At 38.2% G+C, this 12,528-nt stretch carries 13 protein-coding genes and 1 pseudogene; 4 read left to right on the top strand and 10 right to left on the bottom strand.

Features of this window, described 5'->3' with window-relative positions; all coding sequences use genetic code 11:
* Window positions 1-60: 60 nt before the first annotated feature.
* From ON01_RS01485 to ON01_RS01475, 3 genes are all read right to left on the bottom strand, one after another.
* Window positions 61-1,101 (bottom strand): DUF418 domain-containing protein, encoded by a 1,041-nt coding sequence (locus tag ON01_RS01485; RefSeq protein WP_010529238.1) that lies wholly within the window; start codon window positions 1,099-1,101, stop codon window positions 61-63.
* A gap of 187 nt (window positions 1,102-1,288) precedes the next feature.
* Window positions 1,289-1,597 carry a hypothetical protein gene (locus ON01_RS01480; protein WP_010529237.1) on the bottom strand — a complete coding sequence of 103 codons (309 nt, stop codon included), beginning with the start codon at window positions 1,595-1,597 and terminating at the stop codon, window positions 1,289-1,291.
* Between the two features lie 97 nt (window positions 1,598-1,694).
* Window positions 1,695-1,985: a hypothetical protein gene (locus tag ON01_RS01475; protein WP_010529236.1), complete on the bottom strand. Its 291-nt coding sequence runs from the start codon at window positions 1,983-1,985 to the stop codon at window positions 1,695-1,697.
* Between the two features lie 345 nt (window positions 1,986-2,330).
* On the opposite strand from ON01_RS01475, the gene ON01_RS01470 reads away from it, so the two are divergent.
* The gene (locus ON01_RS01470; protein ID WP_010529149.1) at window positions 2,331-3,533 is read left to right on the top strand and encodes an IS110 family RNA-guided transposase; all 1,203 of its coding nucleotides are present in this window, start codon (window positions 2,331-2,333) and stop codon (window positions 3,531-3,533) included.
* 144 nt (window positions 3,534-3,677) lie between these two features.
* Here the strand turns inward: ON01_RS01470 and ON01_RS01465 are convergent, their stop codons facing one another.
* Complete coding sequence (locus tag ON01_RS01465) at window positions 3,678-4,175, bottom strand: NUDIX domain-containing protein (protein WP_010529235.1); 498 nt, start codon at window positions 4,173-4,175, stop codon at window positions 3,678-3,680.
* Window positions 4,176-4,411: 236 nt separating this feature from the next.
* Here ON01_RS01465 and ON01_RS01460 point away from each other — a divergent pair, with 236 nt between their 5' ends.
* Window positions 4,412-4,819 (top strand): GNAT family N-acetyltransferase, encoded by a 408-nt coding sequence (locus ON01_RS01460; protein WP_010529234.1) that lies wholly within the window; start codon window positions 4,412-4,414, stop codon window positions 4,817-4,819.
* A 77-nt stretch (window positions 4,820-4,896) separates the two neighbouring features.
* Here ON01_RS01460 and ON01_RS01455 read toward each other — a convergent pair whose 3' ends face one another.
* Entirely contained in the window at window positions 4,897-5,370 is a 474-nt protein-coding gene (locus tag ON01_RS01455; protein WP_010529233.1) for an Hsp20/alpha crystallin family protein, read from the bottom strand.
* Window positions 5,371-5,820: 450 nt separating this feature from the next.
* Here ON01_RS01455 and ON01_RS01450 point away from each other — a divergent pair.
* Window positions 5,821-7,051, top strand: a pseudogene (locus ON01_RS01450) (IS256 family transposase).
* A gap of 174 nt (window positions 7,052-7,225) precedes the next feature.
* Entirely contained in the window at window positions 7,226-8,389 is a 1,164-nt protein-coding gene (locus tag ON01_RS01445; protein WP_010529232.1) for a hypothetical protein, read from the top strand.
* A 571-nt stretch (window positions 8,390-8,960) separates the two neighbouring features.
* Here ON01_RS01445 and ON01_RS01440 read toward each other — a convergent pair.
* The 5 genes from ON01_RS01440 to ON01_RS01420 all read right to left on the bottom strand — a co-directional run bounded on the left by ON01_RS01440 (window position 8,961) and on the right by ON01_RS01420 (window position 12,502).
* Window positions 8,961-9,416 (bottom strand): hypothetical protein, encoded by a 456-nt coding sequence (locus tag ON01_RS01440; protein ID WP_010529231.1) that lies wholly within the window; start codon window positions 9,414-9,416, stop codon window positions 8,961-8,963.
* 9 nt (window positions 9,417-9,425) lie between these two features.
* Window positions 9,426-10,496 carry a DUF3231 family protein gene (locus tag ON01_RS01435; RefSeq protein ID WP_245544961.1) on the bottom strand — a complete coding sequence of 357 codons (1,071 nt, stop codon included), beginning with the start codon at window positions 10,494-10,496 and terminating at the stop codon, window positions 9,426-9,428.
* Window positions 10,497-10,581: 85 nt separating this feature from the next.
* Window positions 10,582-10,809, bottom strand: coding sequence for a hypothetical protein (locus ON01_RS01430; protein WP_010529229.1), 228 nt, complete (start codon window positions 10,807-10,809; stop codon window positions 10,582-10,584).
* A gap of 79 nt (window positions 10,810-10,888) precedes the next feature.
* Window positions 10,889-11,362 carry an Hsp20/alpha crystallin family protein gene (locus ON01_RS01425; protein WP_010529228.1) on the bottom strand — a complete coding sequence of 158 codons (474 nt, stop codon included), beginning with the start codon at window positions 11,360-11,362 and terminating at the stop codon, window positions 10,889-10,891.
* A gap of 705 nt (window positions 11,363-12,067) precedes the next feature.
* Window positions 12,068-12,502, bottom strand: a complete 435-nt coding sequence (locus ON01_RS01420) for a cell wall hydrolase (RefSeq protein ID WP_010529227.1) — start codon at window positions 12,500-12,502, stop codon at window positions 12,068-12,070.
* Window positions 12,503-12,528: the final 26 nt, after the last annotated feature.

The following is a 12,528-nucleotide window of genomic DNA, read 5'->3' as shown; positions in this document are numbered from 1 at the left end:
GATTGATAAAAATCAGCATACGTTTCCCTTGTTTTGTTACCCACCTTGGTCTTGTAACCTCTATTTCTTCCGTATTGGAACCCAATTCCGATAAGTTCCGCAGCGCCATAGCCATTCTAACGGTCCATAATTGAAAAATCTAAGCCATAGTGATGAAACAATGATTTGTACTGCCACTACAATTGAACAAACAATCATCGCTACCTTATATGAAACGATTGTATCTACGGGAATAAACGCTAGAAAGCTAAACAATATAATCGACTGACCAATATAATTTGTCAATGCCATTCGTCCAAATGAATGTAAAGGGGACGACCATTTCCCTGCTACAGGTTCTAGCAAAACGAGAATGCTAATGTAGAAAATAGAGAAAACGGGTGCAAAAACCATGGACAAATCTATAAAATCATAAAAAGCACGATTTGCTTCTACTTGCATTTCGGTTATATCATAGTCAAATCCTTCCATATATGTCAATAATCCGGCATCAGGCGCCTTCTGCCACAGGAAAACTGTGATAGCACTCGTTGCAATAAATGAAAAAATAGCGACGCCCAACCATTTCTTTTTGTTCTCCCACAAAGTTTCAAATACACGATATTGCCCGAACGCCAGACCAAGCATCATAAGGGGCAGTGGTAAAAGCGTCTTTGCTCCAATAAAACTTCCGACAATAATGCCTGCTATTCCTAAGATAAGGTTAATCTGTTTAGGAGCCTTGTAAAACAATAAAACAATCATTCCGAAAATCGCGTAAAACAACAGTACTTCACCGGGATTAATTAAATGGTGCAGTATACCAGCTGCAAGTAAGATCAGCATGCGCCGAATAAAAAGGACATATGGATGATTGGTTTTTCCCTGTGCCCGTGATAAAAAAATCCAAAATCCTAATCCGAACAGGAAGGAAAATATTGCATAAAAACGCCCTTCAACAAAGATATACAGGAAACGCTGAATCCAGATATCTCCTTGTGTACCAGATAAATTAACGCTGTCCCAAAGAGCCAGCACATTAACAAACGGAAGTCCAATCAGGGCAAATCCTCGAATTAAATCAAGGACATTTATTCGATGCGTAGTCATTGTTGGTTTCATTCTCATCCACCTTAATCACTTTATTTTGTTACAAATACGCTATAATAACAGTGTATTAACCGAATAATACACATCTGTCATGTATTATACGGTTAATACACTAAAAAATCAACACTATATACTGCAACCACTAAGCCTTATTAGAAAAAAGCGCCCGATAATTGAATTGGGCTATAATTGAATTAGGCTATATTTCTTTTTCATTTTTCTTCCACATATTGAAATTATAAATTAGCTGGACTAAACCAGCTATAATCAGTAATAATCCAACAAGTACGTTTACTACCATACTCCAGTCAGTATATACGTAAATAAAAATGAGTAACAAAATATTTATAGGGGTAAATATAATAGTTCTAATCATTTTTCTTCTATAAGATAGTTTAAAGTAATTTATTTTAAAGCCTCTATCCACTTTATCCTTTCCTTTAAAAATGATGGATAAAATAATAACAACAAATAATGTAATAAGCACGGGAATAACGAAATCTGACATTCTCAACCCCCTCAACAATATGGATCTATTCAGAAGAGCGCACTTATTCGATTCGCGCCCTATTGATGAACATTTAGTAACTTAATTCCATTTGGTTTTATGTTGGTTGGCCCATTCCGGACACAATAACAATTAAACCTATAAAAAAACCACTCCCCAGGGTAATTAGTAGAGCCACTGAAGGAACTACCTTATTTTCCGTTTTCTTGAAAAAACCAATAAGCGATAAGATGAAAGCCATAATCATAATGGTTATGATTAAAGGCATTGTGATAATGCCTTCCCAGTTTATGCTATAAAGTAAAGCAAAGAAAAACAGTACAGGGATTACACTTAACAACAGTGCGCAATAACTTATCCAGCTGATTTTTTTAATTGTCTTAGCCATTTCTTATCCCCCTAAATCTTTAGCAAATAAATTCAATTATCTGGTCCTTTACCGCAGAATTGCACACCAAGTCTTATTCCGGAATGGCGCCCGATCGTATTATATGGTCAGCCGGTCATTGAACTGGTTGACCTATTTTTTATAGGTTTCATATGCTTGAGGAAGTCGGGGGAGGACGCTGGCGCCCGTGGGACTCGATCCCGTCCGCAATACTGTCCACCCCTTCCTTGTAGAAACATGTTTGAGGCTGGTTGGGACATGATCCCGTATAACAAGCGAAGCTATGAAACTACAAGGGATGTGAGGGGCGCACCGACGAATCTATCAAAGGAGTTGTGATTACCTATGAATCCTGTCATCGGCCTGGATGTCGCCAAAGGGGAAAGCCAGGTCCAAGCTTTTTTAAAAAGGAAAAAACCATATAAAAAAAGCTTTAAATTTGAACACCATCTACAAGGACTTCACGCTTTTTATCAGTTTTATCAGGAAGTGGAACAGGTTTCCGGACAACCTCCGGCTGTCATCTTTGAATCCACCGGGCACTATCATGAACCTGTGCTTCAATTTCTTGAAGATCAAGCTATAACTTATTATGTTATCAATCCGGTCATTTCCTATGAGGCTCGAAAAACAAGCCTGCGTAAGGTGAAAACGGACAAAATCGATGCCTTCCATCTGGGGGAGTTGTATTACAAAGAAGATCTGGAAGTGTTTCAGAGGAAAAACGAACAATACCTGAATCTGCGGCAATTAACCAGACAACACAGCGCTTTAACGGACAGCTACGTTGAAATCAAACTTCAGTTTCAGGCTGCTGTGGATCATACTTTCCCGGAATATCATAGCGTTTTTAGTGATCTTTGTGGCAAATTGTCCCTGAACACCTTACTGCATTATCCGACTTCTGCGGCTATTCAAGAAGTCTCTCAACAGACGTTGGCTATGGAGATGCATCAATTCGGAGCGAAGCGTTCCTACGCATGGTTTCTGGACAAAGCAGCCCAACTGAAAGCCGCGGCGGATCGTAATCCCTTTCAACATCCTGTTTGTCATGGTCACGTTGTCAGTATACAAATGTATATCCAGATGCTTTTTCAATACCAGGAGCACCTATCCCAATTACAAAAAGAAATAGATGCCCTGGCTAAGACCTTTGAAGACTATGACTTGGTCCAATCAGTTCCTGGTATCGGAGAAAAGATTGGGGCAACAATCATCTCCGAAATCGGGGGAATCAATCTGTTTGAACGCCCTAAGCAACTGGCTGCCTATGCAGGACTAGATCCAAGTGTTTTTGAGTCAGGCAAATATAAAGCATCCATTAACCGCATCACGAAAAGAGGATCATCAAGATTACGTCAAGCCCTTTATTCAGCTGTGCAATGCGGTCTGGCCAAAAACCGGAACAAAAAACTTATAGGTTTTTATGATCGCAAAAGAAACGAGGGCAAGCCACACAAGGTCGCTGTCATTGCCTGTGCCAACAAACTTGTTCACTGGATCCATGCCATGTTAAAACGTCAGGAAGTCTTTGTAGATCAATCATAAGGGAGTTATTCCAATTCACAATATTCAAAAACCTTATCGGTTCAACGGTAAGGCTTTTTGGTATGTCTAATTTTAGTATAACATGTATTTTCGAACTTTTTTAGTCCTAAGTGTTGACAGCTATTGGCTGGTATTGCGGTATAGTCAAGGTTCTTTTACCAACAAAGCATGATTAAGTGCCTCTTGAAATATCTCATGCCATTCGTGATGATAATTAGAAGCTTTATTAGGATCTATAAAAATTCTTTGAGTGGACTCATACTCGCTTGAAAATTGATGTAAATGGTCAACATCCATACGATAATATGCCTGGTATCCTACCTTGGGATAAGGACTATTTTCGGTCCAATTTGGATTTTCGTTATGATCGACTTCGATACATCCAAGAAAATTGCATTTGCCTTCAACGTACCCTTCTTCCATGGCTTCACGTTTAAAACATTCCTCTGGAGATTCATATAATTCAATATGACCTCCCGGAATGTCCCATCCACGGTGCTTAAGGTCAACCAATAACAACTCGTTTTTATAAAAGCAAAATCCATGAGCGCTTGTAATTAAATTATATGGTGGCATTTCGCTTTCCAGCTTCCATGTCAATTTAACTTTGTCGTTTCCCCAATTCACATAAATTGTCATCATACCCCCAAAATTCGTCGTAGGTTCTTCTTTTTTTATTCAATGGCCCAACTTCAACACACAATTGTTCGGCAACTGCGCCCGTTCGTGGCACAGTCACTACCATTTTATCATAAATAAAAATATATAGTTTTTTAAATGTAAATTAATTTACAAAATGATTAAAATGTGATATATAAAAAATAATTAGCATTCACCTCTTTTGAGTGCCAAAAACTTTCTTTAAAGGAGTGATTTGGATGGTTGCAATAGTTCTTGATAGAACAAATCCGTCACCTGTTAGGGAGAGTTCAAACTGTATGTTAATTCGTTATAAAAAATGCTACAGAAAAATTGCGATGGGTCTTCTTTCATTCACGTTGAATAAAAGAGATATCAAATCATTACAAGAAATTGTTGACCAATATGAGAATAACCCTAATTGGCATCTTTATCTTTGGAAACAGTCAAATAATATTATTGGAGCAATTGGTTTTAAAATTAAAAGTGACGTAAACGTGATTATCCAACACGTTTCAGTTAATCCTTCCTATAGAAGTGACGAAATTGGTTACAAAATGATTCATGAAATAATCAAACAATATGGTCATAAATATGACATTCTCCCAAATAATCGAAATCAAAATTTTTTTCAATTGATGTGTTAATCGGTAAATAGTCTAAAACTAATAATAACCAAAGAAAAGCCTCGCGAAATTGACCGTGAGGCTTTTCTTGTACAACATTATTCAATTTCAATTTTACGTGAATTATCCTTCACTGCTTGTTCATCTTTACCCACAGTGATTCTCAGCAATCCATCTTCTAGCTTCGCCTTTACATCATCGGTCTTGGCATTTGCCAAAAAGAGTGAACGCTGCATTGAATCGTAACGTCTTTCTTGATGAATATAGTTGTTATCTTCATCTTTCGTATCAACATTTTCTTCCCGGTTCACCGAGATAGTTAAACGACCTTCATCATTTAACGTGACATCAATATCATTTTTCTTTATCCCTGGAAGTTCAGCATCTACTAAATATTCATTATCTGTTTCCTGAATATCTACCTTGAACGGATCTGTAACAAGGTTTCTTCTGGCCAATGGAAAATCTTTAAAAGCATCATCAAAAAAGTCGTCAATCATGTTAAAAGGGTTTGTTGGTGTCACATTTGATACATTTCGATTTTTTCTATTGAAAGGTATTAAACTTGACATCATGACTCACTCCTTTTCAAATAAATATTGACATTAGCACTTCATTTCAATACTAACGGAGGTGAATTTCATATTACAAAAAGAGATAAACTTTCAATTAAAATGCTTGCTAAGCCCTATCCAAGGGCACCCTTCCCCTCAACCAAAATCCGTTTGAAAAGTCTTCCATCATACTAAAAGGAATAAATTTAATCAGAATAAATCAACTCCTTTCTTAATATTTTCTCTGACTTAGCACTAGAACCATCCGAGTGCTAAGTTCTATTTTTTATATACCACATTTTAATATATTTATAAACATAATTATTGGAGTTACATTTTTATTAAATAATTTTTTATATCTTTTTACTTTTCGATGACGTAAAATAGTTTGTGTAAATTCTTTGAGACAAAAAAAGAGGTAGGGTACCCTCGGAATTGGCTATAAATAGAGAGAGGAGAAACCCTACCATGACTCAAAGTATAACGAATGATGGCTTTATGAATCAACTGGATAGTCTTGTACGTGATTTTGTCAAAGACCAGCTCGAAACGATTTTGGTAGAGGAAAGGGAACAGTTTTTCAACGAAGAACATCCTGAATTGAAGCAAGTAAAAAATGGTTACTACAAACGAACGCTTGATACCAAGCACGGCCATATTGATGATCTTGCTGTGCCCCGCGACCGCCATGGTGAATTTCAAACGGAATTGTTCTCACCTTACCAACGCCGTGATCAATGGGTTGGCGAAACGGTAACGAGAATGTATCAGAAAGGTGTCAGCACGCGTGAAATCGGGCAAATGATTGAGCACATGCTGGGCTCTGCTTATTCGGCAACAACGGTTAGTAACATCACAGACGTTACACTCGAAAATATCGAAACATGGCAGCAGCGCCCACTAAAGAAACGTTATTCAATCCTTTATCTTGACGGGACTTACCTGAAGCTGCGCCGCGATGATGTCGCCAATGAAGTCGTGTACTTGGTCATCGGTGTGTCTGAAGACGGTTACCGCGAGATTCTCGGTTTCTATGTCGGTGGCCAGGAAAGCTCACTCGGCTGGAAAGAAATTCTCCGCGATCTTTACAATCGGGGTGTTGAGGAAGTGTTGCTTGGTGTTTTTGATGGCCTGCCCGGACTTGAAGCAGCGATGAAAGAAATTTATCCAAAGGCTGACGTCCAGCGCTGTGTGGTACATAAAGTTCGTAATGCCATCAACGCCGTTCGTAAAAAGGATCAAACAGCTGTAGCCGAGGATTTAAAGGCTATTTATGAGGCCAGCACGAGTGAAGAAGCCATGAGTCAATTTAAAACTTTTCAAGAGAACTGGCAAGGCAAGCATCCAAAAGTCGTCAAATCATGGGAAGAGGACTTAAATGTGCTTCTGACATTCTTGAAATATCCCTCATCAATCCAGCGCATGATTTATACCACGAATATCATTGAGCGGACGATGAAGGAAATCAAGAAGCGTACAAAAAACGATGAACAGCCTTCCCAGTGAAAAGGCAGCAGAAAAGGTGGTATACCTTCAATCAACCGAATATAACCAAAGATGGTCAGAGCGGAAGCTCAGAGGCTTCGCAAGTGCTTATCAAGCGTTACAGGAAATGTTTGAAACGAGATACGGCAAGCACAGCGGATCACAAACGATCGAATTTTCAGATATTATCCCGGGTACCCGGGATAATATCTGAAAATACCAACACCACCTATTCTGAGGAGTATCCTATTTATTTACACAAACTTCTTGACGGTACCTACTTTTCAGACCAGCGAGTTAATGAATTGTAAATTTTCACTATGTGTTTATTCAAAAAAATCGGGTAAATAAAATGAACCAATTCTTATATTTATTGGAGGTGAGGTAATTGTCACGATTAACTATTGGACTTATTCCTTGTCCCGATACGCCAGAAAAATTAGCTAAAAGTTTCAAAAATAAATTACCTGAATTCTTATCTGCAAAGGTTTCAGATCAAGTCAAATGGTCTGTTGAAGTTACAACAGACCCTCTTATTGGCTCAGCTGAAGACACGCAAGAACTGATGGAGGAAACTGAGTCTATAAAAAAGCAAAAAAACTGGGATTTTGCCATATGTTTAACAGACCTCCCATTGTTTGATGATAAGGATTTGGTCGTGGCAGATGGTGATTATAATCGGCAAGTCGGGCAAATATCGATTCCAGCATTTGGATCTTTTCCTTTAACCGCACGCATAAGGAAAGTATTGCTACAAGTTGTAAAAGAGTTACACAGCCATCAATCGAATAATAGTATGAAAAAAACTGCTGTTACCGCAAAAGAAGGCATGTCTGATCGTGAAAAAGGCGCTGTATCCAGACAATTTTTGTTTTCACTGATTCGTCGTGAACATTCAACCCCTATGGGTAAAAAAATGGATCTGCATCTTGTTATTCGCCCACGTTTTCAGGCTAAACTGCGTGTTTTAGCGGGAATGACCTATGCAAATCGCCCATGGGGCATTATTCCATCATTTAAGCCTGTCGTTGCAGTGGCTTTTGCTACAGGGGCTTATGGCCTTATTTTCCCTACTTTATGGAAGTTAAGTGGAGCATTTGAACTTTTTCGCTTTTTGGGCTTAATGGTTGGTGCAATCTTCAGTATCGTGGTATGGATTATCATCTCGCATAATCTGTGGGAAAAGCCAGCTATAAATAATGATAAAGCTGTCAGAAAATTATATAACCGAACAACAGTAGCTACTTTAACAGTAGCAGTATTATGTTACTATATTACGCTTTTTGTATTATTCCTGCTGACAGTCCTTTTGTTTGTTCCGCCGGATTTATTTCAATCATTAGGTGATTTAAACGAATCTGTTAGCTTCTGGAATTATACAAAATTGGCCTGGTTGGCCACTTCCATAGCAACTTTTGCGGGATCAATTGGTGTCGGCCTTGAAAACGAAGAAATGGTACGAAACATTATGTATGGATACCGACAAAGCCAACGTTCCAAATACTATCGGGGTCAGCAAGATGAAGAAAGAAACGAAACCAAAGATGGTTAAAATAAGATACTCAATCTTGGACATAAAAAATAAGCCCCCGACACTTGATGTAAAAGGCTAAAGTAAATTAAATTATCAAGCTGCATCCTGGAACATCCTGTTGAATAAGCAATCTAAAAATTGGTTAATTGTACAGCTCCATGGATTTTGGATACCGCAATATTCAGTCTACAGAATACAAAAAATACGCAATATTGATAAAAAAAGTTAACAGTTGAAGAAATAGCGGTCTTGCCAACATAATGACAAAAAAACAACGCTAATCCATTTTCTTACAAAAATGACCTAAAAATAGCGTAGATGGATTCTACGATAAAATACTGCCCTAAGTGGGAGAATCATAGCTTCTAAAAGGGGTTTAATGAGGTGAGATTTTTGCGTAGAATTATAAAATTACCCCTTAACGAGCCTATAATAAGGATTCATATGGAAGAAAGTGGCTTAGCGCGGGTTAGATGTCAAAATGTCGGTAGGACCCCCTTATGTACAATACGCGCGCTGATACGGAAAGGCACCCGTTAAAGGAATAAAGTTGGTAATACCCAAGCCTGTGACCCCCCTGATGCAAAAGCTAAAACTGATTAGCCAGCTTTTTTATCATCATGATGTGCTGCAATAAGAATCCCACAACCAAACCCGGAATGACGCTTAATATTGGAAGCCAAATTGGACCGAGCAATATGCTGAATAAAGTTAGTTTAGATGAATAGATCGTTCCTACAGTCACAAAATAGGCTGAAAATACAAATGGTAAAAAGGAATATGGCTTTTTTCCGCCACCTGCATCTTTAAAGGCATCCCACATGGCAAAAAAGTATAAACAAGGATAGAACATGTGCCACTGATAATCTGCATATTGAATCGCTTTTTCTATCTCCCCATGAAAACTTAGAAGGATGACCTCGTTAAAGTTTCCCTGTACGTTGACCAAAAACACTAAGAAAATTAGTACAATCCCTTTGATGTATTTTTTATTTAATAATTGGCCAAAACCAGGTAATGCGATGCTCCACAGCAATTTATCCATTCATAAGACCTAACCCTTATCTCTTGCAATTTGATTTCGATCCGGTGCTTGGGGCGGTTTTTCCAACCATCGATTTTTAATCATAAGATTAGCACCATCTTCGGCGTATTTCGCAATTTCAGCTGTAAGACGAGTGTACGTTGCAATCAAGTCAGTCCTTTGACTGGATCCAATTGCCGCCCCATATTGACCAATCCCGGCTGTGTTCATTGTTGTAATATGGAACATCATAAGTTTGTCCGAAAACGGAGATTCGGTTGAATCCGTTGGTTGAGCATCCCATACTGACGGTGTTGAAAGATGGTCATTGTGCATAATTTTATTGAAAATATTCACGTGTTTTTCTGATATATCCCGTCCTCGTACCAAATACTTTCGAACTTCTGGCGATTGGGCTACCTGACTAAATCCCATAATCAGCGCTGCACCCACCCTATTCCTTTCAATATTGTAATATAAATTCGTAATTTCAATGGCATTTAACGGGCGTTTGTCACTAAACCATCCCCCACTCAAATAATGTTGGTCGTTAATGTATTCGACCCTTTCAGGTTTGGGAATATAGGGGGCTCTTGAAAAAATCCCTTTTGTTAATTTTACTTGCGTGGCTTGATCCAGTAAGTCTGCAGATGTGCTTAAGTTTTGTTTAAAATATTGCACAATATCAGAACGTGCGGCATTAGATAAAGCCATCGTATAGGTAGTCATACCTAATTTCCCTAAGTTTTGGATATACAAGAGGAAAAAATCATCGGTGTATAATCTTGGTGCGTTTAAATTCACATCCTGGGTTGAAAATCCATCGGGTACAGCAATTTGCTCATTGGTAAACAGGTTTTCGATAAATTGGACGTGTTGCTGGGATAAACTTAAAGCAAACTCCAATACAGAGCGTATGTCTTCATCTTCAACCTGGCTCAATGTATAACTAATAGTCTGTACAGCCATTGAATCGCTTAAATAATTACTCCAAAGACTTGCGATTTCAGCCGAGGTCAATTCAGGATTAGGCTGTGTATTCATAAGATATTCCTCCAAGGTTTTATAAATATCTTTAACCTTACCCTGCAAAATATTCATAACCCTTTTTGGTATTTTTGCTCATTGAATCAACAAGTAAGCCCCCGTGGTCAAGCGGGGGCTTACTTTGACAACCTTTTTCAATTTAATTTTCTGCCACGTCATTTCCTTGTTTTTGTATATTTTTTCTGCTTTGATTAATCTTTTTATACAGGGCCATCACCCTTTCATCTGGATGTTCTTCAAACGGACTAACATAAAATGATTCTTCTAGCCGTGACATCAAAACACCAAGCATTTGATTTTTACGTTTTGGAGGCAAATGTGACTTCATAAGAGCCTCGTATTGTTCTTGTATCACTTGTAAAATCATGTTATATCACCCCCATTTATTAAGGGAGCCCCCTACATTAAGTAATGTAGAGTTCAAGGGGTAACAGGCGTTTTGTGACCTATTCGATTTCTACCCTATGCGTGTTATCGTTATTCGCCTGTTCTTCTTTGGTCACATTAATTTTGAGCAAACCATCTTCCAACCTTGCACTGACGCCATCTGGTTTGGCGTTTTCCAAATAAAGAGAACGTTGCATAGCCTTAGAACGACGTTCCCTGTGAATATAATTACCATCTTCGTCTTTGCTCTCAACATCCTCGTTTCGATTTACAGCAATAGAAAGCCTACCGTCGTCGCTTAAATTGACATTAATGTCTTCTTTTTTTACCCCTGGAAGTTCAGCCTCAACCAGGTATTCGTTGTCGGTTTCCCTTACATCAACCTTGAATGGGTCTGTAGTCAAGTTTCTTCTAAGGGACGGGAAATCACTAAAGGCTTCATCAAAGAAGTCATCAATCATGTTGAAAGGATTCCTTGGGCTTGCACTAACCACATTACGATTTTTTCGGTTGAAAGGAATCAATCCAGCCATTATTAATCACTCCTTTTATAAAATTTTAATTGTTGTACTCATTCAGTTAATGAGTGGTGATTTTTGTTTTAAATCATTGGGTTTCTATTCGTAAACCACGGGTCATGAAAGAAGTCGCCAACCATGTTGATAAAATTCCCCGGCCCGTCCCTACTGAGACCTCGAACCCTTTTGTTGAAAGGAATCAATCTAGTCATCATTAACCACTCCTTTATGATGTGTTGTTAGCACTCGGTAAATATGAGTGCTAACTTCTATTCTTTATATACCACGTTTTTATATGTTTGTAAACATGTTTTGCACAAAAAATTTTATGTTCTAGTCTTCCACAATCTGGCCCTATAATGGAACAATTCCTTTTTAATTTACCGTAGTAAACCCTTTGGCCAATGCAAAGTCCCAAGGGGTAAAACTTTGGAATATGAATATAACTTCCTCAACGGAGTTGAAGACAAACCGTTATTCCAGGACACAGGGAAAATCGAACAATCTTGCGGCTTCCCTTTCTTCCATAATTCTCCTATCAGCCTGTACTTTCCAGCCATGCATTAAGAGTTCCCCCTCAAAAGGTGAAATAAGATATATGTTCCGGAAAAAACAAATCTTAGCTTATGTATAAGGAGCGGCGCTTCTTTATTAAAAAAGCGCCGCTCCCTTTTTAATTTATATCAGCTCATTATCTTATTCGATTTTCTAACGAATTACTCAATAAACACTGGCACATGTTCCAGCCGCTGGTTCATAATAACAATGATTTTTATATTGGCCGGAAAAAGGCTGACCGTACCATGTTGGAGGACATGGACCATATGGATTGAAATACCAAAGAGCATATTTCGCTGGGTGTTGCCTCCAATATTTCAAATTCTTTCTTGCTAATCTTTTTTCAGTAGACCTTGCTCTTTGATAAAATACATTGCCTTTTTGGACAGCCTCAAACGAATAATTTCCTCCTTGTACCTGAAAAATGACGTCTCGAATAGTTCTTACATTTGTAAAATCTAAACAATCCGCTTTAGCACGGTTAACAATTACATTTCCGACATACAACATTCCTTGCTTTCCTTCACCTACAGCCTCCGCTCTCATCATCCTTGCCATCAAGTTAACGTCTGCTTCTGTGTATCTTACGAATGGCATTTTTTCTTCACCCCAAAATATTGTAT

The sequence above is a fragment of the Lentibacillus jeotgali genome (genome assembly GCF_000224785.1).
Lineage (GTDB): Bacteria > Bacillota > Bacilli > Bacillales > Amphibacillaceae > Lentibacillus > Lentibacillus jeotgali.
This window is presented reverse-complemented; position numbering and strand designations above follow the sequence as displayed.

Excerpts from the sequence above, each read along its gene's own strand:
- ON01_RS01475 (WP_010529236.1), bottom strand. The coding sequence starts at position 1,985 with ATGGCTAAGACAATTAAAAAAATCAGCTGGATAAGTTATTGCGCACTG.
- ON01_RS01465 (WP_010529235.1), bottom strand. The coding sequence starts at position 4,175 with ATGATGACAATTTATGTGAATTGGGGAAACGACAAAGTTAAATTGACA.
- ON01_RS01430 (WP_010529229.1), bottom strand. The coding sequence starts at position 10,809 with ATGATTTTACAAGTGATACAAGAACAATACGAGGCTCTTATGAAGTCA.
- ON01_RS01425 (WP_010529228.1), bottom strand. The coding sequence starts at position 11,362 with ATGGCTGGATTGATTCCTTTCAACCGAAAAAATCGTAATGTGGTTAGT.
- ON01_RS01455 (WP_010529233.1), bottom strand. The coding sequence starts at position 5,370 with ATGTCAAGTTTAATACCTTTCAATAGAAAAAATCGAAATGTATCAAAT.
- ON01_RS01460 (WP_010529234.1), top strand. The coding sequence starts at position 4,412 with ATGGTTGCAATAGTTCTTGATAGAACAAATCCGTCACCTGTTAGGGAG.
- ON01_RS01480 (WP_010529237.1), bottom strand. The coding sequence starts at position 1,597 with ATGTCAGATTTCGTTATTCCCGTGCTTATTACATTATTTGTTGTTATT.
- ON01_RS01440 (WP_010529231.1), bottom strand. The coding sequence starts at position 9,416 with ATGGATAAATTGCTGTGGAGCATCGCATTACCTGGTTTTGGCCAATTA.
- ON01_RS01485 (WP_010529238.1), bottom strand. The coding sequence starts at position 1,101 with ATGAAACCAACAATGACTACGCATCGAATAAATGTCCTTGATTTAATT.
- ON01_RS01435 (WP_245544961.1), bottom strand. The coding sequence starts at position 10,496 with ATGAATATTTTGCAGGGTAAGGTTAAAGATATTTATAAAACCTTGGAG.
- ON01_RS01470 (WP_010529149.1), top strand. The coding sequence starts at position 2,331 with ATGAATCCTGTCATCGGCCTGGATGTCGCCAAAGGGGAAAGCCAGGTC.
- ON01_RS01420 (WP_010529227.1), bottom strand. The coding sequence starts at position 12,502 with ATGCCATTCGTAAGATACACAGAAGCAGACGTTAACTTGATGGCAAGG.